Origin of the sequence: Burkholderia sp. HI2500 (assembly GCF_002223055.1) — a bacterium.
GTDB lineage: Bacteria > Pseudomonadota > Gammaproteobacteria > Burkholderiales > Burkholderiaceae > Burkholderia.
Genome location: NZ_NKFL01000006.1, coordinates 2,768,864 through 2,790,056, shown reverse-complemented (window position 1 = coordinate 2,790,056; position 21,193 = coordinate 2,768,864). Strand labels below are relative to the sequence as shown.

Here is a 21,193-nt window from a genome sequence, read left to right as displayed (position 1 = left end):
CGTGTCGACGTCGGATAGCGAGAGCCGTGCGCGTTGCGGTGCGGTATTGCTCACCACTCGATTCACCGTGCAGGCGACGGTACTCGCACGAGTGCGCAAATGCGTTGCGTGTTGCTCACCGCACTGCGCTCACCCCTCACCGATTCACGCAGTCACGACCCGGCGCGTGCGATCACGCCGGGCATGATCGTCAGCCCGCGATCCGCGCGGCGATTGCCTCACCCACTTCCTGCGTCCCCGCGTTGCCGCCGAGATCGCGCGAATGCGGCCCCGTGCGCAGCACGTCCTCGATCGCGGCGACGATCGCATCGTGCGCTTCGCGTTCGGGGCCGGCGCCGTTGCCGAGGAAGTCGAGCATCAACGCTGCCGACCAGATCATCGCGACCGGGTTCGCGATGAATTGCCCCGCGATGTCGGGCGCGGAGCCGTGCACGGGTTCGAACAGCGACGGGAACTTGCGGTCGGGGTTCAGGTTCGCCGACGGCGCGATGCCGATCGTGCCCGTGCAGGCCGGCCCGAGATCCGACAGGATGTCGCCGAACAGGTTCGACGCGACGACGACGTCGAAGCGGTCAGGCTGCAGCACGAAGCGCGCGCACAGGATGTCGATGTGCTGCTTGTCGACGGCGATGTCGGGATAGCGTTCGGCCATCTCGGCCGTGCGCGCGTCCCACCACGGCATGCTGATCGCGATGCCGTTGCTCTTCGTCGCGACGGTGAGGCGCTTCGCGCGCCGCTGTGCGAGGTCGAACGCGAATTTCAGCACGCGCTCGGTGCCGTGACGCGTGAAGATCGACTGCTGCACCACGATCTCGCGCTCGGTGCCTTCGAACATCGTGCCGCCGACCGACGAATATTCGCCCTCGGTGTTCTCGCGCACGATCATGAAGTCGATGTCGCCCGCGCGGCGGCCGGCGAGCGGCGACGGCACGCCGTCGAACAGGCGTGCGGGCCGCAGGTTGATGTACTGGTCGAACTCGCGGCGGAATTTCAGCAGCGAGCCCCACAGCGAAATGTGATCGGGCACCGTCGCCGGCCAGCCGACCGCGCCGAACAGGATCGCGTCCATGCCCGACAGTTGCGCCTTCCAGTCGTCCGGCATCATCTTGCCGTGCTGCGCGTAGTAGTCACAGCTCGCCCAGTCGATCTGGACGAAGTCGAAGCGGACGCCGAAGCGCGCAGTCACGGCGTCGAGTGCGCGCAGGCCCTCGGGCATCACTTCGCGGCCGATACCGTCGCCGGGAATCACGGCAATCTTGTAAGTCCTGTCGGTCATGCAAATCTCCTTGGCTGGGCGGCCGGCAGCCTGGGGCGGTAGCGGCGCGTTACATCATTCTATTTATTTCCATTCAGATTAAAATCACGCGAAAGGTTAATTGACTCTCCACGAATCGTGAACAAATCGCCGAATCTGGACGACCTGCGCGTGTTCAGCCTGGTCGTCCGCCTGACCAGCTTCAGCGCGGCCGCCGAGCAGCTCGCGGTGTCACCCGCCTATGTCAGCAAGCGCATCGCGTTGCTCGAGGCGCAGCTCGGCACGCGCCTGCTGCATCGCTCGACGCGCCGCGTGACGGTCACGGAAGCCGGCGAACGCGTGTACGCGCGCGCCGAGAAGATCCTCGACGACGTCGATCATCTCGTCGAGGACGTGTCGACCACGCGCACGGTGCCGCGCGGCACGCTGCGCATTTCGAGCAGCTTCGGCTTCGGCCGGCACATCATCGCGCCGGCGCTGCTCGACTTCACCGCGCGCTTTCCGCAGCTGAACGTGCGGCTCGATCTGTTCGACCGGCTCGTCGATGTCGCGGGTGAAGGCTACGACCTCGACGTGCGCATCGGCGACGAGATCGCCGATCACCTGATCGCGCGCCGCCTCGCCGCGAACTACCGCGTGCTGTGTGCCGCGCCCGACTATCTCGCACGGCGCGGCACGCCGCGCTCGCTCGCGGATCTCGCGTCGCACGACTGTCTGGCCATCAAGGAGCGCGATCACCCGTTCGGCGTGTGGCGGCTCAACGTGCGCGGTGAAACGGCAACGGTGAAGGTCGGCGGCGCGCTGTCGACGAACCATGGTGAAGTGGCCGTGCAGTGGGCACTGGCCGGGCGCGGCATCGTGTTGCGTTCGATCTGGGAAGCCGCGCCGCTGATCGAACGCGGCGCACTGTGTCGCGTGCTGCCGGACGCCATCCAGCCCGCGAACATCTGGGCCGTGTATCCGGAACGTGTCGCGGCGTCGGCGAAAGTGCGCGTGTGCGTGGATTTTCTGGTGGAGACGCTAGCCGGCTTGAATGCCGCCGCGGGTGACGAGACGGCTTGAAACCGGCTAAAGGTGAGCTTTTACGGGGGCATGTGCGGAACGTCGGCAGGCATTTGTTTCCGGCTCGCAATCACGTCGCGAGCCGGTAGCGTCGAACGGTTGCCCACGCTTCGCGGCCGCAATGTGCCAGGCCGGCCGACGATGGTGCCCGCACGCGGCTTACGCCGCTTTCGCCGCGCTTGCCGCGCCGAGCATCAGGTCGAGATTCTGCACGGCCGCGCCGGATGCCCCTTTGCCGAGATTGTCGAATACGGCGGACAGCAGCACCTGGCCGTGATCCGCATTGACGAACACGCCGAGCTTCAGGTCATTGGTGCCGTTCAGTGCTTGCGGATCGAGATGCGTGATCGCGTGTGTTTCCGCGAGCGGCGTGACGTCGACGTGACGCGCGTCGGCGTAATGGTGCGCAAGACACGCATGCAGCTGCTCACCGGTCACGCCGGCAGGAAGCAGGCGCAACTCGATCGGCACGGTGAGCACGATGCCTTGCCGATAGGCACCGTAGGCCGGCACGAACATCGGACGATTCGTCAGACCGGCATGCAGCTGGATCTCCGGCACATGCTTGTGCGCGAGTGCGAGGCCGTAGACCTGTAGCGGTTTGGCTTGCGAAGCATCGTTCGACTCGAATGCGTCGACGGCAGCCCGTCCGCCGCCCGAGTACCCGGAGACGGCATGGATGCTCACCGGGTAGTCGCGCGGCAGCAGGCCGGCCTGTTGCAGCGGTCGCAGCAGCGCGATCGCGCCGGTCGGATAGCAGCCCGGATTGGTGACGCGCCGTGCGTGCGCAATCGTCAGTGCGTGCCCGCTCGCCATCTCGGGAAAGCCGTAGACCCAATCCGGCTGCGTGCGATGGGCCGAACTCGCGTCGATCACGCGCACCGCCGGATTCCGGATGAAGCCGACCGCCTCGCGCGCGGCCGCGTCGGGCAGGCACAGGATCGCGATGTCGGCTGCGTTGATCGCTTCGGCGCGCCGCACGGGATCCTTGCGTTCGGTGTCCGGCAGCGTGACGAGCTGCAGGTCGTCACGCCCGCGCAGGCGTTCGTGGATCAGCAATCCGGTCGTGCCTTGATCGCCGTCGATATAGACAGTGGGCTGACTCATGAGGGTCGCGTTCCTTCGGTTCGGTCGTCGGGAAAGCCGTATCGTCCGCCGAACACCTAGAATAGGAAAAGTTGAATTTGCTGACTGCGAGATTCAGTTTTCTTGAACGAGAGGTGAAGGATGCGAGAGATCAGCCTGGACCGCCTGCGCACGCTGGTCGCCATCGCGGACCACGGGTCCTTTGTCGCGGCGGCGCAATGGCTTCATCTCGCGCCGCCAACCGTCAGTCTTCACATTGCCGAACTGGAAAGCCGGATCGGCGCGCCGTTGCTGTCCCGCACGCGTGGCAACGTGCGGCCGTCTGCGATCGGTGAAGTGCTGGTGGAACGGGCGCGCCGCCTGCTGGCCGAGGTCGAATCCACGCTGGACGATGTGCAGCGGCAGGTGCAGGGGCTGTCCGGGCGCGTACGCCTCGGCGCATCGACCGGGGCGATCGCGCACCTGTTGCCGCAGGCGGTGGCCCGGTTACGCGACGCGCGTCCGGATATCGATGTGCAGATCGCGGTGCTCACGTCGCACGACACGCTGGCGCGCATTGCGCAGGGCACGCTCGACGTCGGACTGGTGGCGCTGCCGCAGACGGCGGTCGCGGGGCTGTCGATCCGCGCGTGGCGACGCGATCCCGTGATGGCGTTTCTGCCGGCGGACTGGCCGCTTCCGGCGCGCGTGACGCCCGGCTACCTGGCCGCCCGCCCGCTGATTCTCAACGATGCGACCACGCGCCTGTCGCGGCTCACGACGGAATGGTTCGCGCTCGGCGGCCACCGGCCGGAGCCGCGGATCGAACTCAACTACAACGATGCGATCAAGAGCCTGGTCGCGGCGGGTTACGGCGCGACGCTGTTGCCCCATGAAGCGGGCGCCCCGCTACCCGATGCACGCATCGTCATGCGGGCGTTGCGCCCGGCGCTGTGGCGTGAACTGGGTATCGCGCATCGGGCGGGGCCGGTCGAGCGGGCGACCCAGCACGTGCTCGATGCGTTGTGGGCGCTGAAGGCGCGCTAGCGCGCGCACGACGGGACAGCCTGCGCGGCGGTTCGTGCCGGGCGCACGTGCGCATTCGCCGAGCGTCGTGTCAGAGCCGGTTGTCCTTCGCGAGCGTCAGCACGCGCGCCCAGCGCTGCGCATCGCGCTTGTCCGTCATCGGCAGCTTCCATTCGCTGCGCACGGCGTCGCGCACGCGCACGACGAGATGCCAGCGGCCGCCGATCGGTGCGGCCCGGCAGCCGTCGAGCTGCGACAGCGTATAGCGGCCGTCCGCGCCGTCGTGCGACAGCCACAGCAGCCCCTGCGTCGCGGACACCCGCAGCTCGCCCCACGCGCGATGCACGACGTGGGTCCAGCCTTCTTCCTTCGTATTCGGTGCGATGTCGCGTCGGCGCTTGATCCGCCAGGCGACGAGCGCGATCAGGATCGCGGCGGCGAGCACGGCGGCCGCGATCGCAACCGGCTGGCCGAACTGCGCGGCGATGACGTGAAACAGGTGAACCGCGCCCCATCCGAGAGCGATGAGCGCGAAGAGTGCGATGAAGATCGGCATGGCGAATCGGAGAAGAGGACGGACCGGCGCATGCATCGCGCCGATCCGTCGCACACGGCATTACCGCTTGCGGTGAATGTCGTGCGTCACGAAGCCCGCGTCGTTGTTGGGCAGCGCGAGGCCGTCCTTGACTGCGAGCGTCTTGCGGATGTCGTCGAGACCCGCGGTCCAGTGGTCACGCATCGTCGACAGACCGAACTGATAGTCCTTGTAGTGATGCTCGTACGCCTTCTGCTGGTAGATCAGGTGCTGGATGTTGTACTTCTTGCTGCACGACATCGCATCGGCCTCGATGCACCACGGATCCGCCTTGCGCTGCTCTTCCGGCACCTGGTCGAGCACGTGGCGCAGCACGTTGCGGTAGCGCTGTTCGCGCTGCAGCGTGTCGGTGACGAAACGCGTGCGGCTCGAATACTGCACGTCCTTCGTGCGTTCCGCGACGTCGGCCATCGTGCGCGGCAGCGGCCCGCGCGCGCTCCACAGATCGACCTGGAACGCGAGCGTGTCGCGGCGCGGCCGGGCGCGGAGCACTTCCATCAGCGGCGTATTCGACACCACGCCACCGTCCCAGTAGTACTCGCCGTCGATCTCGACAGGCGGGAACGCGGGCGGCAGCGCGCCGGACGCCATGAAGTGCTCGGGCGCGAGACGGATGCGCGAGTTGTCGAAGTACACGAAGTTGCCGGTACCGACGTTGACCGCGCCGACCGACACGCGCGTTTCGCCCGAATTGATCCGGTCGAAATCGCACAGCTTCAGCAGCGTCGCGCGCAGTTGCGACGTGTCGTACCAGCTGATCTTCTCCGGATGATCCGACACGCCCGGCAGCGGCGGCGGGAAGCGCGGCACGAAGAAGCCCTGCTGGCCCTGCATCATCGCGCTCGCGGCCTGCGACGCGGTGAAGAACGTGCGGACCTGGTCGATGCTGTTGAACAGCGCGAACTCGAATGCGGCCGGAATCGTCGGGAAGAACGCCGGCTTGCAGATCGTTTCCCAGAACTCGCGCAGCCGCTCGACACGATGCTCGGGCGCATTGCCCGCGATCAGCGCGGTGTTGAGCGCGCCGATCGAGATGCCCGCGATCCAGTCGAGCGGGATGCCCGCCTCGTGCAGCCCTTCGAACACGCCGGCCTGGTACGCGCCGAGCGCGCCGCCGCCTTGCAGCACGAGCGCGATCGTCTCGTACGGCAGCGTGCGCGCGACGGCCGGTGCGCCGGCCTCGTGATGCAGGTCCGCCGCATCGACGGCCTGCTTTTCGGTGCGGGCGTGCGGCTTCATTGCATGAACCAGCCGTGGCTGACGATGAACGACTGGCCCGTGAGCGCGGCGCTCGGGAACGCCGACAGGAACAGCACCGTCTGCGCGACGTCCTGAACGGTCGTGAACACGCCGTCGACCGTATTGCCGAGCATCACCTTCTTCACCACTTCCTCTTCGCTGATCCCGAGTTCCTTCGCCTGCTCCGGAATCTGCTTGTCGACCAGCGGCGTGCGCACGAAGCCCGGACACACGACGTGCGAGCGCACGTTGTGCTTTGCGCCTTCCTTCGCCAGCACGCGGGCCAGGCCGAGCAGGCCGTGCTTGGCTGTCACGTACGCCGACTTCAGCGGCGACGCTTCGTGCGAGTGCACCGAACCCATGTAGATCACGACACCGCCGCGATCGTCCTTGTACATGTGCTTCAGCGCGGCCTTGGTCGTCAGGAACGCGCCGTCGACGTGGATCGCCTGCATCTTCTTCCAGTCGGCGAACGAATAGTTCTCGATCGGATTGACGATCTGGATGCCCGCGTTCGACACGAGGATGTCGACCGAGCCGAACGTTTCGGCCACCTTGTCGATACCGCTGTTCACGGCTTCCTCGTTCGTCACGTCCATCGCGACGCCGATCGCCTTGCCGCCCGCCTTGACGATCTCGTCGGCGACCGCGTTCGCGCCGTCCTGGTTCAGGTCGGCGATCGCGACGGCCGCGCCCGCTTTCGCGAGCTCGAGTGCGATTTCCTTGCCGATGCCGCTCGCGGCGCCCGTGACGACTGCGGTCTTGCCATTCAGGTTGCTCATGTTCGAATTCCCGTGGTGAAAGGATTGACAGGGAGAAAGGACTGCGGACGTGTTACTGAGCCAGGTAATCGTAGACGACTTCGCCGAGGCCCAGTGTCAAATCTGCGACGATGTGTCGGGCTTCGACGATTTCGAGCACGGGCAGGTCGGCCACCGGCGCGAGCGCATGCGGCGCCAGCTCGAGCGATGCGGGGCCCGTCCACGCGCCCTTCATCTTGATGTCCTGCATGTAGTAGCGCACCAGTTCGCAGACGCGCGCGGTGCCGTCGACGTGCGGGATGATCTTCAGCAGGAAATTGGGGCCGGCGAGACGCCTGGTCTGCTCGTCGATGTCGAGTTCCTTGTGCTTGTAGCCCATCGTGCCGGTGGCGACGCGCACCTTGCCGTAGTCGAGCGTGCCGAGGAGGTGGTCGGTGTTCACGTGCAGCGTGGGCGACGCGAGCTTCTTCGGGAAGCCCCACAACTCGCGGCCGCCGGCGATCGGCGGGTGATCGTCGAGATACATCGCGAGCGTATAGCCGCCCGGCTGGCCGTTGTATTCGACGGGAATCACCTGACCGCTTTCGGTGTAGTCGCCGAAGCCGGTCGAATCGGCCATGCGGATGAATTCGTAATGCACGAGCGGCTCGGTGACCTGCAGCGGCTCGGGGACGATTTCGCGGAGACGGTCCGGATCGGTGCGATACGTGATGATCAGGAACTCACGATCGACGAAACGGTAAGGGCCCATCGGGAAGGCGGGGCTGGTCAACGGCATCGCAAACGCTTTCGATCGGACATCGCTGGGTTTCATGCGGACTCCTTGTTGTTGATCGCTTCGTGGATGAGTGCTCGTAAGCTCGTAATCCTATGCCTGTGCGTTGCCGTTGTGCGATGCCGCATATGGAATTAATTGTTGCCGATTTCGAAGCATTTGCAGCGTATATATTGAGATGAATGACGCAAACGGTCTGGATGGCACCCGGCGTCCCGATGTTTGCACGCGTCGATGACGCCACGATGTGAAAAAGGTGAGTCTTTACGGGATGCCAGGTGAGCCTTTTCGGGAGACGGTCTCGCGGGAATATGACAAATGTGTGAACTTGTGTTGCAGTGCAGGCTCTAAGCGCGTTCGCGGCGGCGGGCTTCGTCGCGCGGTCGTCTTATTAAGCATCACTTAAGCGGGCGCGCCTTAGCATCGTTCGTAGCAGGCCGGGCAACCGGCCGATTTTTTATGCCCCACGCAACCGGATTCATGCAGACCCTCAATCTCACCCTCTTTTCCGCCATCAACGCCGGGGTTGCGCCGCAGCCGGGCGTGGCCCGCCTCGCCATCTTCGCCGCCGACTGGCTCGTCTATGCGTTGCCCGCGATGCTGCTGCTGACCTGGATCTTCGGCGCGCGCCCGACGCGGCGCCAGGCGATCGAAGCCGGCGTCGGCGTGTGCGTGGCGCTCGCGCTCGCGCAGGTCATCGGACATTTCTGGTTCTCGCCGCGCCCGTTCATGGCGGGCGTCGGCACGCAGCTGATTCCGCACGCGCCGGACAGCTCGTTTCCGAGCGATCACATGACGTTCGCGTGGAGCATGGCGGTCGGGTTGATGCTCGGCGGCACGACCCGGTTCACCGGGTTCGTGATGGTCGCGATGGCCGCGGCGATTGCATGGGGACGTATCTATGTGGGCGTGCACTGGCCGTTCGACATGGCAGGCGGCGTGCTGGTCGGCACGGCCGGCGCGCTGGCCGCGCACCTGTACGGGCAACGCGTGACCGCGCTGCTCGAACGGCTCGGCGATTCGGTGCATGCCGCCGTGATGGGCCGCCGGCACGCGCCGTAAGCGGCAGGAGAAAGGGCCGAACGCGGTCAGCCGGGTGTCTTGGCCGATTCGGCCGATGCGGACGGGCCAGCGCCCGCATCGTGCAGTTCAGCGGTATCGGCAGGGTGTTGCGCGGCGTCGCGGTCGAGTGCGCTTTCCTTCAGGATCGCGCACATCGCGACGAACAGCGCGAGTACCACCGCGGCAAGGCCGCAATAGCCGACGATCTTCAGGTTGCGAAGGAACGGCGAAGCGTGGCTTTCTTTTGTCATGACCGGGCGCTCCTGGGCGGGCTGCGGCGGCTGTCGCCCGACAGCGGCGTCGCACCCACAGATATATACCAGTCGCGATAGCGGTGCCAAGCCCGCTGGTGCGCCGACGCCACGATTGTGTCATCGGCCGGCCAACCTCAAGCGGTACCCGTTTGCCGGGCACCCGCATCCATCAGTCTTCCAGCGTTTCGTGCACGGCCGCCGCGCCGCGCTTCCAGTAGGCCGCCGCACGGATGCGCGACTTGTCGACGCCGCGCTCGCCGGTCAGGTGCTGGCGTACCGCGCGCATCGACAGCGCTTCGCCCGCCGCCCACACATAGCCGTCGCCGGACGGCGGCAGCGGCAGGTCGCGCACGGCATTCAGCAGCACGTCGCCGTCCGCCGCGTCGGCTTCGGCGCGGAAGCGCCAGATTTCATGCACGTCGGCGCGCGTGTCGAACGCGATCTGCGCGGTGCGATCCGCGACTTCCATCACGACGGCTACGCGCGCGCCGGCCGGCAATTCCTCGAGACGCCGCGCGATCGCCGGCAGCGCCGTATCGTCGCCGATCAGCAGGTGCCAGTCGAAACCGGTCGGGACGACGAACGAACCGCGCGGGCCGCCGATGCCGAGCCATTGGCCGACACGTGCCTGGGCGGCCCACTGCGACGCGGGGCCCGGGTGGTTCAGCACGAATTCCAGATCGAGCTCGCCGGCGGCGCGGTCGAAACGGCGCGGCGTGAAGTCGCGCGCGACCGGCTTCGGTTCGCCTTCCGGAAACTCGGGACCGTTCGCGCCGAGCGTCGGCAGCACGGGCCGTTCAGCGCCGGGCGGCGGGAAAAATACCTTCACGTGATCGTCGAACGACGCGGATTCGAAATCCGCGAGATCGGGGCCGCCGAGCGTGACGCGCAGCAGGTGCGGCGTGACGGTGTGCACGCGCAGGACCTGCAGCAAGCGGAACTTGAGGGTGTGGCGCACGCGGGTCACGGTGCGGTCGGATGTGTTCTGCATCAATCCGTTCTCCTTAGGGTTTGAAGGGGCGGCGCGGATTACGCACCGGTGCCGCCTTCGATTTCAGCCGTCGCGCGGCGCATGATGGCGGCGATGCGGCGCTGTTCGTCGGCGTCGGCGGCGCTCTTGTGCAGCAGCGCCCGCTTGAGTGCGAGACGCGCCTCGACGAACTCCGGCAGCCAGCCGGCCTGCGACTCGTCCTGCGCTTCGTTGCCCGCCGATTCCCCGGCGAACGCGCGGCGCATGAATTCCATCTTGCGGGCGAGGTGCGTGAGACGCGCGAACAGCGTGTCGACGCGTTCGCGCTGCGCGTCGAGATGCACACGGCCGGCGTCGGTCAGCGCATAGCGCTTGCGGTTGCCTTCCGCCTGCGACGCGACGAAGCCGACTTCTTCGAGATACGTGAGCGCCGGATACACCATGCCGGGGCTCGGGCTGTAGAAACCGTTCGAACGCGTGTCGAGCGCCTTGATCAGCTCGTAGCCGTGGCTCGGTTGCTCGGCGACCAGCGCGAGCAACAGCAGCTGCAGATCGTCGGAGCTGAACTGGCGGCCGCGCGGCATGCCGTCGTCGCCGAAATCGCCAAAGCCGCCGCGCCCGCCACGGCCACCGAACGGGCCGCCACCGCCGAACGGATCGTGGCCGCGACGATGGCGGCCGATCGCGTACCAGAGACCGGCGAACCCGTCAGGGCGGGCATGCGCACCATGACCGTCGCATCGGGCATGGCCGCGGGAAGGGTTGTGTCGCATGATCGAGTCCTATATGTCGTAAAACATATCTAAAGATATATATCGAAAGATAGGTCGTCAAGGGGATTATTCAGGGCGGGATGGAGAGGTGGGGCTGTGGTGGAGGGCTTGCGGGCAGCCGTCCTCCTTCATCGAAAGTCGGCTTCCCACTGGCAGTTGCCGAATGCTGGCGCTGACCGATCCCTTGGGAGTGCGTGACATGACGTTCAAGTATGTCCAAAGCGCGCGGTCGCGAGCGGCGTTACTGTCAACAAGAGCGAAAAGGAAAAAGCCTGCTCTGCGAGCGGGGCATTTGAAGAGGTGGGGCAGGAAACTTGCCGAGGAATTACGTTCAAGCCAGTAAGCATGCACCATGTTTCTTGTCGCCGGTCGATCTGCAGGCTTCGTTGAGATAGCGGGGCAGGGGGCTTGGATGTAGGAGATTGGAATCCACATGGGCAGGCTCGGTGCGGGTCTGCGCGCGGGCATTCGAAAAATGCTCCGCGTGGAGAGGCTTGAGAGGCAGCCAGCGTTCGGAGCACTCCGCGTCGGTCCAGATATAGCGACGGAATTTAGTGTTCTTCGTCGAATAACATGAAAAATTGCTAATCGGTATCCCGGATTGTTACCTCTGCGTCACATTTTGGTAAACTTGCGCCCTGCCGCCGCCTATATAGAACAGCAACATCCGGCGGGTCATAACGAATCAAACTGAGAGACCGTCGTGAATATCCGAGAGTCGTTCCGCAATTTCGTATCGGGAATCGATGCGAATCGCCGGCCGGTCGTGCTGAAATGGGGTAAGGCGCAGCACGAGCTGGGATCGAAGATCGCGTTGCAGCACGCGAGCATCCGCGAAAGCATGATGACCGGTATCAGCGGTCACTTGACCTGCATTTCTCAGCAGGGCGATCTGCCTCCGAAGCTTTTCATTGGTGCCCCGGTCTCAGTCGGTATCATCACGGATCGCGGCCAACTTCATGCCATCAACGCAATCATTAGCGCCGTTGAGGTCGGCCGGACCGACGGGGAGTTGACGGTTTACCAGTTCACCGTGACTGACGCGTTGAACCTGCTGCAAAAGCGCACCAACTCTCGCATCTTCCGTAACGTCAGCGTTGTCGATGTACTTGGAGTCGTCCTGAGCGAATGGCGACAGCGTAGTGTGGCCCTTGCGCAGGCGTTCGAGTTCGACCTGTCGCAACTCGACAGATCCCGCTATCCGGTTCGCTCTTTCGTACGTCAGGTCAACGAATCTGATGCTCGTTTCATCTCCCGGATTGCGCGTCGCGACGGCATCACGCTGTTCGTGCGCGCCGGACGGGTAAGCGGGGAGACGAAAGACGGCGATTCGCCCGTGCATGCGCTGGTGTTCTGCGATGACCCTCAGAAACTGGGCGAGTCCGCCGCAGGTACAGTGCGAGTTCATCCACGAGACGCTGGAACGGAACAGCGCGATACCATCACCGCTCTGACGATGCGTCAGCAACTGATTTCGGGGGAATCGGGGCGCCCTTCGTGGGACTACCGATATGCCCGCGTGGACCACTCCAGTGCATCGACAAGGATCGACCAAGGCGAATCGGGTAACGATCTCGCGAAATTGCTGACGGACGTCGTGATCGACGTCCCGCATATGGCGGACTCGTGGGCAGACCACGAACGGATGACGGAAGATCGCATTCTGGCTCATGAAGCGCAGGCGGTGCGATACGACGGCGTGAGCGGAATTCGCGACCTTGCAGTCGGCTCATGGATCACGATCGCCGGAGAGGACGAGTGGGGCGCGCTCCCGTCCGACAAGCAGCAATTCGTGATTACATCACTGCACCACGAGATCTGGAACAATCTGCCCAAAGGGTTGAGCGAGCGTGCGCAGACACTGTTTGCCGCCAGCCACACGCTTCAGCAACCACGATCGCTGAGCGATGGGGACCCGTTCGGGCAGGATACGCGCTACGAAAATACTTTCTCGTGCGTGCCGCGTGGCACGCCTCTCACGCCGCTTTACGATCCCAAGACTGACCTTCCGCCGACGCCGTTGATCACCGGGCGCGTGGTCGGGGTCGATGGCGAGGAGGTCAGTTGCGACGAGAATGGCTGCGTGTTCGTGCAGATTCTCGGGCAGGATTCCCGCGATCATGCGCACGCGCAGGGTGCCGGGACAAACAGCAACGAGAGCGACAGCGCACCGATTCGCGTGGCATCCAGTCTGGCCGGGCCGAATTTCGGCGAGACGTTCTTGCCGCGGGTGGGCACCGAAGTTCTGCTCGGGAGCCTCGGCGGAGATCCGGACAGACTGGTCATCATCGGCGTGCTGGCCAACGGCGCGAACATGCCGGCGAGTTTCACGCATACGGGCAGTTTGCCCGGCAATCGCTTTCTTTCCGGTATCAAGACGAAGGAAATCAAGGGGCAGCGCTACAACCAGCTTCGTCTCGACGACACACCGCAGCAAATCAGCGCGCAGCTTGCATCGGAGCATGCGCATAGCCAGTTGAATCTCGGCTACCTGACGCAACCGCGTGATAACGGACAGGGTGCTGACCGCGGCCAAGGCGCCGAATTGCGCACCGACGCGGCAGCCGCGTTGCGTGCGGCGCAAGGGATCCTTCTGACGACTTACGCGCGTACTCAGGCGAGCGGCGGACAGCTTGACCGCGATGAACTCGTCGGGTTGCTCGGCGAATGCGCGGAGCTGTTCAAGGCGCTGGGAGATTACGCTGGACAGCACGGCGGCACCGCCACCGATGCGACGGGGCAGCAAGCTGTCGTGACTGCCTTCAAGGAGTGGACGCCGGGCGGCCCTGCTTCAGGCGGCGATGGTGCGCCGAACGCCGACGCAAGCGATTCTCGGGCGCTGATGGCATTTGGCGCAAAGGCGGGTGCGCTCAATATCACTCCCAAGACTTACGTGACCTACGCCGGCGAGAACATCGATCAGATTGCGCAGCAGAATCTGCAATTCGCCGGGGGGCAGCGCGTGATCACGACGGCTGGCAAGGGCATCCACCTGTTCGGGCGCGGAGAAGGCGTCCGCGCGATTGCTGGCGAAGGCCCCGTTATCTTGCAGGCGCAAGAGGACACGCTTGCGGCGACTGCCCAGAAGGGGATACAGATCATGTCGGTCGGCGACGAAGTGTTGATCTCGGGCAAGTCGATCCGGCTCGTCGCGGAAGACGGAAGCTACGTGAAAGTCGGTGGGGGCGTCGAGGTCGGTTCCGACGGTGCGTTCACAGCGCATACAGCAGGACATGATTTCGTCGGCCCAAACACGGACCATGTTGCGCCGCCGGCGTTCAATCGCGGAGGAGCCGATCAGAAGTTCCGCTTGCGGTACCCCGGCACGGACGGTGACGGAACGCATCCCGTGCCGAATCGTCCGTACAAGATCACGCTGCGCAATGGCCAGGTCATTAACGGTGTCTCGGATGCACACGGGTTGACGGAGCTTGCATCGAGCGACGCGATGCACATTGCGCACATTCAGGTTTTCGACGCTTAAGGCAGGCGATCATGTCCGATACCAAAACCTCTTCGCCCCGGATCGTCGGCGAACATCAGGCGATTCTCAATTGCAACCGGCCGCAGAATGCGTTCGTCAATACCGATGTACAAAATCGTTTCCCGTGCACGACGATCCTGATCCATGGCGTGAATGACCTGGGAACGGATTTCGGCACGGTCGAAGGCGGATTGTGCGAGGGATTGAACGACCGCCTCGGTCGCACCGATTTCAAGGGCGCGGAGTACTCGCACGGCCGCATGGCGAACGACCCGAGCCAAGTGAGCGTTGCCGACATGATGAAGAACATGGACGACGTCATCTATCGTCGGCAAGAAAGCGAAGAGACGAGGAGCCCGTTGATTCCGTTTTATTGGGGACTGCGCGTCGGGAAGGAGGATTTGCCCCGGGACCCCAATAAGGCAACCGTCAATGGCCAATACGTCGACCGGTTCGGCAACCGCCTCGATGAGCACCGTGCGCGCAACGGCGGATTTTTCGCCAATGCGACCAACAACATCCCCGACATGTTCGACTCGAATTTCAAAGGGGGAATGGCGACGAAAATTCTCGACCGGATGCAGGGTGACCCGACGCATCCGCTTCGCGAGGCGGAAAATCGGCATTACATGGTGCTAGCAGCACGGCGGCTTGCGGCATTGGTGCGGCAAATCCGCCTTATCGACCCGGACGGGACGGTCAATATCATTGCGCACAGTCAGGGCACACTGATATCGCTGCTCGCCCAAGCCTATCTCGTCGAGGGGCTGACTCCAGACCAATGTGGCCCCGCTGACCGCCCTGCCGACACGTTGGTTCTGATCGACTCGCCCTACAGCTTGAGCGAGGAGTTCATGGATCGGCTGCTGCAACGCGGGGACCAGCAGCAGACGACTTATGCGCGTGCAAAGAGCCTGGCAAACCTGGTCGGGCATGTGGCGAGCGGCAAATATCCGACGCCACCATTCGATCAATTGAAGTACGAGTCGGGCCGGGACAATTTTGGCGTCGTCGGCCCGACGTGGGATCCCGCGCAGGCGAGGCGCCTGAGCGGGCCGCAAGGCAATGAATGCGTCGTGTTCGCCGAGCGCGACAATCGCGGCAAAGTGTATATGTACTTCAGCCCCGAGGACGCGACCGTCGGGCTGAGCGGCGTCAATGGCATGGGTTGCTCGGGCCTGCCCGACTCAATCGACGTGCGCGCGGCGCAGCAGGGAAGCAAGCCTGAGACTATCAATCTGCTGTCGGCGGCTTTCCGGCAGCGTATCTTTACCCGGCGTCTGCGGCAGGGCAAGCCGGTTCAGGTTGGTACGCCGCCCGGAAACTTTACGATACGGGAAAAGGGCGAAACATCCCACGGCTTGCCCGGAGGCTTCACGACATGGATCAAATCGGCGCAGATAAGCGTGGGTACCCAGCGCAATATCAATGGCGAAGCATTGACGCCACCATTCGATCCCGAAATGGAAGGCAATGTGCTGCCGGGAACGGCGGCAACGCCGCTCTCGAAAAATAATGGCGGCGAGTTTGCGCCCGGCAAGCAATCCATTGACCAGCTCGAAGCGGAAATTGCCTTGAGCACGAACAGTGGCGAAGGTGCGTTGCAGGCATTGCCTGCACAAACCATCGACTGGCCAACGAGTGAGGATGGGACGCTGCCGAACTCCACCGAGGTCGAGGCATCGTTGAATGCCGGCAAGGATCCTGACGATCAGTGCAAGGTGAGTCGGGTCGTGTCGATGGTGCCGCCGTCGCCCGGGCACATCGTCGTCTATCGGCAGGAGACGCTCAATGAAGCCAAGGTTCGGCTGATGAATAAGCATCAGGGGGAAAGCTCATATCACTCGGCGGTCATGAGCGGTCGCAGAAATCACCGCTGTGCGACTGCGTTCGATGTGTCAGTAGGCCAGGCGCGTGCGCTGGACGATCCGGACTGGGCGACGCTGCTGCGTGCTATCGCTGACTGGCGTACATCGATGAGCAGGATCGACAAATTGACAAAAGCCCATACGAACCTAGACGAGCAGACGCTGCACATCATAAGAGCGAACTGCGAATATTACGACCAAGGGAACTTCCCCGGAGAAGACGTCATTCCCAAGGCCTTTCCTGCAGGCGTTGTCAGCGAAACCATCGAGATGAGAAACGATGAAATCAACAAGCAGGTTCGAGCTCGTTCACTCCACCATATGCACGGTTGACGCTAAATGACGACAACTTCGGTCCCGCGTCTATCAGGATCGCGAATATTTATTTTCTTGTTCGCGAGCCTCACTTTGATTTGGCTCGTGGCATTCGAGTTGACTGCGAGATATGGATTTTCGTTTCTAGAAAATATGACGACGATAAGGCGATTGCTATTGTTGATCCTGCCGCCGCTGTTACTGGCTGGTGGCGTGAGCCTCACCTATGGTGCATCGCTGCGCAAGGACTCATCACGTCCAGAGGAAGCCAGTTCTGCACAGTCCGCTCAGAGTGTGGCGCCGGCAGGAGCGGGATCGCAGGATCCTCGATTCACATTGGAGATTCGGCGCATCGGCGTGACGGTTGACCGCTTCCGGCAACGGGCACTGTTGATGCGTCTGGATGAGACAGGGGCGAGCGGAACGCTGCTGCTGCAAGATCCCAAGCAATATCCGTGGTCAAGCGATACGCGCGATTCGGAATACGCCAAGCGCCAGAACAACGTATTCGGTTATGCATTGCGCAACTGGGTCGATTACTGGCCGATTCCCGTTATCGTACTGGGACCGCCCCGTAACGTCGTTGATCCGCACGCTGATCGCATGGCGACCCACATCAATAGCGCCGATAACGGCGCGGGCATTGGTAACACGCTATACATCCGGCTCGACGAGATTCACGGTGAGCATGGCGACACGGCGGTGGCGCGCCTATTCGATTTCTTCGACCAGCATCCGGATTTGCCAGCTGTAGTGGTATTGGCCGAAGATGGTCTTGTGACGCGAGGCTACATGCGCACGCCGAACGGTGATTATCTGGACAAGTCGAACGCGAACGGAAATTTCGTTCCGCAATATCCGGATAGTTTGGTCGCGATGCTGGTGACGCGCAAGGATCGCGTCGATCGGACGATTCGACCATATGTTGTCGATGCGCCGGAGGCGGTCGACAAGACCAAGACACAATTTGACGTCATCAAGCTGTGGAACTACTTCTGGGCGCAGCAGAAGTCCTATCCAAGGCCAGCGCCCGGTGTTTATGAAATGTCCTGGGACTATTGGCAATCGAAGCTCCCCGAATTCTGGAAGACCGCGTCGCCGAAGATGCCGGACGGCTTCAAGCCGAACCCGTGGGTGCCGATTCCGTGGACGACGTGGCAACTGAAGGAGTACGACAAATGGCCGGTCCTTGCCAATCTGCATCGGCCGGTGCGAGTCGATCTGAGCAACGGGCACGGGGCGCCGTTGAAGAAGGGCGAGCGAATCGAAAAGATCCGCGCCGGCTGGCAGCAGGCAGTGGGTACGCTTGCGCCCGGCGAGCAGCCGGGACGGATGTTCTACGATACCGGCACCTCGACCGCCAATCTCGCGTTGCTGGTGCAGTCGCTGCACGACAACCCGCAGCATATCGATCTTGACGACCCGAAAGACGCATTCGACATGCAACGCCGTATCGGCGGCGACACCGGAACGAGTTCGATCTGGGTTCAAAGCGCGCTGGCGCTGATGATGGGTTATGGCGACGGGAAGACGAGCGCAGTGATCAACCTTAGGGATCCGCTGCATGCCACGATCGTTATGCTGACGCCGCCGGACGCCGCGTCGCGGCAGGCGCATCCGCAGACGTTTAGCTGGGATTTCTGACGGACCGGATCGACACGTCATGGGTCAAAAGCGATACATCATCGAAGGCGATGCGCACAGTCACGGCGGACGCGTTGTGTCCGGGGCGCCGAACTCGCGAATCAACGGGCGCGCGATCGCACGCTTGCACGATCCCGCGATCTGCGAGATTCACGGCCTGACCTTCATTGCGACGGTGTCGGGCCGCGCCCGGTTCGACGGGCAAGTCGCCGCATGCGACGGCGACTTGCTGGCATGCGGAGCACGCCTGATCGCGAGCCAGGATCAGACGGGAGGCTAACGGAAATGCGGGGCACGTGGGCGGTGCGCCTCGAGCCGGGCGGCCCTCGGCTGATGTCGCCGGTAACGCTCAGATCACGAATTCCATCGGCTTCGTGCCGCATTGCGCATCGGGCAACGGCTCGCCACGCTGCGTCGCGGCCAGCAACCGCCCGATCGCAATATGGACCACATCGGCGCGCACGCTCGACGGCGTGAATCCTGCGGCGTTGTCGAGCCCCTCGCGGTGCGCACGCATGATTCGCACATCTTGCTGGATCACCGAATGCGTGTAGAGGTGCAGCAGCGGTTTCAGCGCGCGCAACACCACCGCCGGCAACGCAAAGCGATAGCCGATGTACGTATAGACACGCGATCGACGCGTGTCGAGCGGCGTGATCTGGCTAATGATCAGAAAACTCGAGCGGCTACCCCAGTGGTAGTCGCACCGAGTGACGTTAGGTGCATAAAAATGATCGGTATGTCGAAGCGGTTCCCTGGACGGATTGGTCAGCCAGTCCAGCATGCCGATCTTGTCGCCGTCATCGTGATACGTGACTTCGATGCTCTGCTGCTTCAGTTCGACGGTCGCTCGTAGTCGCCGCCCAGTGGACGAGCGAAAGATCCGGTCGTGCACGAACACCGTATGCGGGACGTCCATGAAGTTCTCGACCAGCGCACCGAGATCGCCGTCGAACGTATTGACCATGTAGTACGACTGCCACGGCCGTTCGCCGTAATGCGGCATGTCGAATGGCCGATTCAGTGCTGGATCGCCTTGCCCACGATAGACCCAGACGAGGCCCTGCCGAATCAGCACCGGCAACCGGCGCTGACGATATGGGTAAGTCGTACCGGTCGGTCCGGCGCTTGCGCTGTCGATGCTGGGAATTCGGGTGACGCTGCCGTGCTGATCGTAATGCCAGCCGTGATACGGACAGACGAGACAGCCGTCGATGACTTTCCCGGCCGACAAGCGGGTGCCGCGATGCACACATTGATCGACGAGCGCGACGATCTCGCCGTCGGCCGCCCGGAATAGCACGATGCCGAGGCCGAGTACGCGAGTACCGAACGGTTTGTCTCGCTTGATCTCGGCTTCGGTGCTCGCGACGTACCATTGCTCGACGAGCGCGCCGAAGGCTTCGCCATCGGCATCCGGCGCGGATTCGTCGCACGGCGAGCACGTTGATGCGATCGATATGTTCAACATGAGCACGCGTCCTCGATAAATGCGCGGAGTGCGTTCGCCACGGCGGGCTTGGCCACCAGAGCGCGAGGTTTGACATCCCCAGCCCGGATGCATGCACGCTCATGGGCTCGCTGGACGAGATCCGCCAGCTGGGCAGCACCCCCGCGTATGCGAACCGCGCGCAACGGGCCAAGCTGGCCGACCGTGCGTGCGTGCCGGTAGTGAAAAGCGCGGGCGAGAGCCTGTTCCAGCGCATCGCCCAGGGCGGCGACGTCCGGCATATCGCTTGCAAGCAATAGCAGATAATGGGGCGGATCCACCTCCGCGCACGGAATCACGCAACCTTCGTCGCCCGGTTGCAGTAACTCGGAAAGCGACGCGGCCAGATAGGCTTCGTCCAGCTTTTCACCGACCAGATCGCTTTGCGTGTCCGCCCGCCCGACGAAGGCCACGCGTGGCGTTCGTCCCGCATATCCGGTTACACGGACCCGATCGCCGAGCCGATAGCGGTACAGGCCGCCTCCGGTCGTCACGACGACCTCGACCGTGTCGCCCGGCTTCAGTTCTTCCACGCCTATCGCGGTTCCATCATCGAGCAGGAACTCGAGGAAGTGGCTGCAGACGGCGAGGGGACAGCCGGCCGTATCGCCGAACGGCAGGCTGACCACTGCCTCGGTGGAAAACAAGCCTTTCGGAAGCCATGCGGCCTGCGGAAACAAGGTGCGGGCATGTGCGGCGTAGTGTTTGCTTGGACCGTCCATCCAGCAACTCACTGCCGCGAGTTGAGGCCACAGCCGGCCGCAGTGACCATCGTCGAGTGCGCGCCGCAGCGCGGCCGTACGGTTCGGCGGCAGCGAATCGAACAGGAAGGTGAGTGTATCGCGGCGTTGCGGCTCGGCGTCGTCGAACAGCGGACGAAGCATACTGGTCAGGAAGGTCGGGCTCCATACGCTGATGAAGGCCAGATCATTAGCGGCGATCAGCGCGCGCAACGTCTCGGTGCGCCACGCGCGAGCATCACCCGATAGCGATGGTACGACGAGCGTCGGCAGCAGATCGACGAGCGGGCTGCCGGCCAGATAGTCGAGATCGCTGTCCGACCCGATCATGATGCCGTTGGGAGCGCGTCCGCGCGCTTGCAGTGGAGGCGACATCGACCAGTACGCGCGGCCGGCTGCGACGCCGGGCACGGCGTGATGCAGATCGGAGAGCCAGACGACCAGTGCGAACTGCAATTCTTCGAGAAAGGCCGGCGTATAGGGGATGAGCTTTTGCTGCTCGCTGCCGCCGCTTGTGCGCTCGAAGAAGCGTGGCGTTTGCGCGGTCAGGATTGGAGCGGACTCCTGCAGTGCCCGATCGATCCATCGGGACACGCCTGCGTAGGGGGCCACCGGCACGCGCTCGCGAAATTGTACCGGATCCGCTATATCGGCGAACCCGTTGGCGATGCCGAACGCCGTGTGCTGATTGGCGGCGAGCAAGCGTGACAAATAGGCCGCCTGCGCGTCGCCCGGCGCGTCGAGCGCCGTGAGCCACGCGCAGCGAAAGGTTTCTGCAGCAGCGCCGAACGCGGCCCACGCATCCTGTGCACGCAC

General features: G+C 63.7%; 18 protein-coding genes. 7 read left to right on the top strand and 11 right to left on the bottom strand.

Going from position 1 to position 21,193, the window contains the following annotated elements:
• Positions 1-190: 190 nt before the first annotated feature.
• Positions 191-1,276 carry a tartrate dehydrogenase gene (locus CFB45_RS30325; protein WP_089428711.1) on the bottom strand — a complete coding sequence of 362 codons (1,086 nt, stop codon included), beginning with the start codon at positions 1,274-1,276 and terminating at the stop codon, positions 191-193.
• A gap of 117 nt (positions 1,277-1,393) precedes the next feature.
• Between CFB45_RS30325 and CFB45_RS30320 the strand changes: the two genes are divergently transcribed.
• Positions 1,394-2,317, top strand: coding sequence for a LysR substrate-binding domain-containing protein (locus tag CFB45_RS30320; protein WP_089428710.1), 924 nt, complete (start codon positions 1,394-1,396; stop codon positions 2,315-2,317).
• A gap of 159 nt (positions 2,318-2,476) precedes the next feature.
• Here CFB45_RS30320 and argC read toward each other — a convergent pair whose 3' ends face one another.
• Positions 2,477-3,424: an N-acetyl-gamma-glutamyl-phosphate reductase gene (argC, locus tag CFB45_RS30315; protein WP_089428709.1), complete on the bottom strand. Its 948-nt coding sequence runs from the start codon at positions 3,422-3,424 to the stop codon at positions 2,477-2,479.
• Positions 3,425-3,544: 120 nt separating this feature from the next.
• Here argC and CFB45_RS30310 point away from each other — a divergent pair, with 120 nt between their 5' ends.
• Complete coding sequence (locus tag CFB45_RS30310) at positions 3,545-4,429, top strand: LysR family transcriptional regulator (RefSeq protein ID WP_089428708.1); 885 nt, start codon at positions 3,545-3,547, stop codon at positions 4,427-4,429.
• Positions 4,430-4,499: 70 nt separating this feature from the next.
• Here CFB45_RS30310 and CFB45_RS30305 read toward each other — a convergent pair whose 3' ends face one another.
• The 4 genes from CFB45_RS30305 to CFB45_RS30290 are packed head-to-tail and all read right to left on the bottom strand — an operon-like array spanning position 4,500 to position 7,817.
• On the bottom strand, positions 4,500-4,964 hold the full coding sequence (locus CFB45_RS30305; protein ID WP_089428707.1) for a hypothetical protein: 465 nt from the start codon (positions 4,962-4,964) through the stop codon (positions 4,500-4,502).
• 60 nt (positions 4,965-5,024) lie between these two features.
• Positions 5,025-6,242 carry a patatin-like phospholipase family protein gene (locus CFB45_RS30300; protein ID WP_179255114.1) on the bottom strand — a complete coding sequence of 406 codons (1,218 nt, stop codon included), beginning with the start codon at positions 6,240-6,242 and terminating at the stop codon, positions 5,025-5,027.
• Complete coding sequence (locus CFB45_RS30295) at positions 6,239-7,024, bottom strand: 3-hydroxybutyrate dehydrogenase (RefSeq protein WP_039344578.1); 786 nt, start codon at positions 7,022-7,024, stop codon at positions 6,239-6,241. Before CFB45_RS30295 ends, CFB45_RS30300 begins: the two co-directional genes overlap by 4 nt.
• Before the next feature lie 52 nt (positions 7,025-7,076).
• Positions 7,077-7,817 (bottom strand): acetoacetate decarboxylase, encoded by a 741-nt coding sequence (locus CFB45_RS30290; RefSeq protein WP_039344575.1) that lies wholly within the window; start codon positions 7,815-7,817, stop codon positions 7,077-7,079.
• Between the two features lie 441 nt (positions 7,818-8,258).
• Here CFB45_RS30290 and CFB45_RS30280 point away from each other — a divergent pair, with 441 nt between their 5' ends.
• The gene (locus CFB45_RS30280) at positions 8,259-8,840 is read left to right on the top strand and encodes an undecaprenyl-diphosphatase (protein WP_089428706.1); all 582 of its coding nucleotides are present in this window, start codon (positions 8,259-8,261) and stop codon (positions 8,838-8,840) included.
• A gap of 26 nt (positions 8,841-8,866) precedes the next feature.
• Here the strand turns inward: CFB45_RS30280 and CFB45_RS30275 are convergent, their stop codons facing one another.
• From CFB45_RS30275 to CFB45_RS30265, 3 genes are all read right to left on the bottom strand, one after another.
• Positions 8,867-9,091, bottom strand: coding sequence for a hypothetical protein (locus tag CFB45_RS30275; RefSeq protein ID WP_089428705.1), 225 nt, complete (start codon positions 9,089-9,091; stop codon positions 8,867-8,869).
• A gap of 172 nt (positions 9,092-9,263) precedes the next feature.
• The gene (locus tag CFB45_RS30270) at positions 9,264-10,085 is read right to left on the bottom strand and encodes a siderophore-interacting protein (protein WP_089428704.1); all 822 of its coding nucleotides are present in this window, start codon (positions 10,083-10,085) and stop codon (positions 9,264-9,266) included.
• A gap of 38 nt (positions 10,086-10,123) precedes the next feature.
• Complete coding sequence (locus CFB45_RS30265) at positions 10,124-10,837, bottom strand: PadR family transcriptional regulator (RefSeq protein WP_089428703.1); 714 nt, start codon at positions 10,835-10,837, stop codon at positions 10,124-10,126.
• A gap of 703 nt (positions 10,838-11,540) precedes the next feature.
• Between CFB45_RS30265 and CFB45_RS30260 the strand changes: the two genes are divergently transcribed.
• The 4 genes from CFB45_RS30260 to CFB45_RS30245 are packed head-to-tail and all read left to right on the top strand — an operon-like array spanning position 11,541 to position 18,428.
• Entirely contained in the window at positions 11,541-14,321 is a 2,781-nt protein-coding gene (locus CFB45_RS30260) for a type VI secretion system Vgr family protein (RefSeq protein ID WP_089428702.1), read from the top strand.
• Between the two features lie 11 nt (positions 14,322-14,332).
• On the top strand, positions 14,333-16,522 hold the full coding sequence (locus CFB45_RS30255; protein ID WP_089428701.1) for a T6SS effector phospholipase Tle3 domain-containing protein: 2,190 nt from the start codon (positions 14,333-14,335) through the stop codon (positions 16,520-16,522).
• Positions 16,523-16,528: 6 nt separating this feature from the next.
• Positions 16,529-18,148 (top strand): type VI lipase adapter Tla3 domain-containing protein, encoded by a 1,620-nt coding sequence (locus CFB45_RS30250; RefSeq protein ID WP_089428700.1) that lies wholly within the window; start codon positions 16,529-16,531, stop codon positions 18,146-18,148.
• A 19-nt stretch (positions 18,149-18,167) separates the two neighbouring features.
• Positions 18,168-18,428 carry a PAAR domain-containing protein gene (locus CFB45_RS30245; protein ID WP_089428699.1) on the top strand — a complete coding sequence of 87 codons (261 nt, stop codon included), beginning with the start codon at positions 18,168-18,170 and terminating at the stop codon, positions 18,426-18,428.
• Between the two features lie 69 nt (positions 18,429-18,497).
• On the opposite strand, the gene CFB45_RS30240 is transcribed toward CFB45_RS30245, so the two are convergent.
• Complete coding sequence (locus tag CFB45_RS30240; protein WP_256976826.1) at positions 18,498-19,712, bottom strand: aromatic ring-hydroxylating oxygenase subunit alpha; 1,215 nt, start codon at positions 19,710-19,712, stop codon at positions 18,498-18,500.
• Positions 19,613-21,193, bottom strand: coding sequence for a GH3 family domain-containing protein (locus CFB45_RS30235; protein ID WP_089429205.1), 1,581 nt, complete (start codon positions 21,191-21,193; stop codon positions 19,613-19,615). The genes CFB45_RS30240 and CFB45_RS30235 overlap by 100 nt, the downstream gene beginning before the upstream one ends.

Bases quoted from the DNA above. Each gene is read 5' to 3' on its own strand.
- CFB45_RS30250 (WP_089428700.1), top strand. From the start codon at position 16,529: ATGACGACAACTTCGGTCCCGCGTCTATCAGGATCGCGAATATTTATT.
- CFB45_RS30255 (WP_089428701.1), top strand. From the start codon at position 14,333: ATGTCCGATACCAAAACCTCTTCGCCCCGGATCGTCGGCGAACATCAG.
- CFB45_RS30300 (WP_179255114.1), bottom strand. From the start codon at position 6,242: ATGAAGCCGCACGCCCGCACCGAAAAGCAGGCCGTCGATGCGGCGGAC.
- argC (WP_089428709.1), bottom strand. From the start codon at position 3,424: ATGAGTCAGCCCACTGTCTATATCGACGGCGATCAAGGCACGACCGGA.
- CFB45_RS30305 (WP_089428707.1), bottom strand. From the start codon at position 4,964: ATGCCGATCTTCATCGCACTCTTCGCGCTCATCGCTCTCGGATGGGGC.
- CFB45_RS30245 (WP_089428699.1), top strand. From the start codon at position 18,168: ATGGGTCAAAAGCGATACATCATCGAAGGCGATGCGCACAGTCACGGC.
- CFB45_RS30310 (WP_089428708.1), top strand. From the start codon at position 3,545: ATGCGAGAGATCAGCCTGGACCGCCTGCGCACGCTGGTCGCCATCGCG.
- CFB45_RS30270 (WP_089428704.1), bottom strand. From the start codon at position 10,085: ATGCAGAACACATCCGACCGCACCGTGACCCGCGTGCGCCACACCCTC.
- CFB45_RS30290 (WP_039344575.1), bottom strand. From the start codon at position 7,817: ATGAAACCCAGCGATGTCCGATCGAAAGCGTTTGCGATGCCGTTGACC.
- CFB45_RS30325 (WP_089428711.1), bottom strand. From the start codon at position 1,276: ATGACCGACAGGACTTACAAGATTGCCGTGATTCCCGGCGACGGTATC.
- CFB45_RS30280 (WP_089428706.1), top strand. From the start codon at position 8,259: ATGCAGACCCTCAATCTCACCCTCTTTTCCGCCATCAACGCCGGGGTT.
- CFB45_RS30240 (WP_256976826.1), bottom strand. From the start codon at position 19,712: ATGCATCCGGGCTGGGGATGTCAAACCTCGCGCTCTGGTGGCCAAGCC.
- CFB45_RS30295 (WP_039344578.1), bottom strand. From the start codon at position 7,024: ATGAGCAACCTGAATGGCAAGACCGCAGTCGTCACGGGCGCCGCGAGC.
- CFB45_RS30275 (WP_089428705.1), bottom strand. From the start codon at position 9,091: ATGACAAAAGAAAGCCACGCTTCGCCGTTCCTTCGCAACCTGAAGATC.
- CFB45_RS30265 (WP_089428703.1), bottom strand. From the start codon at position 10,837: ATGCGACACAACCCTTCCCGCGGCCATGCCCGATGCGACGGTCATGGT.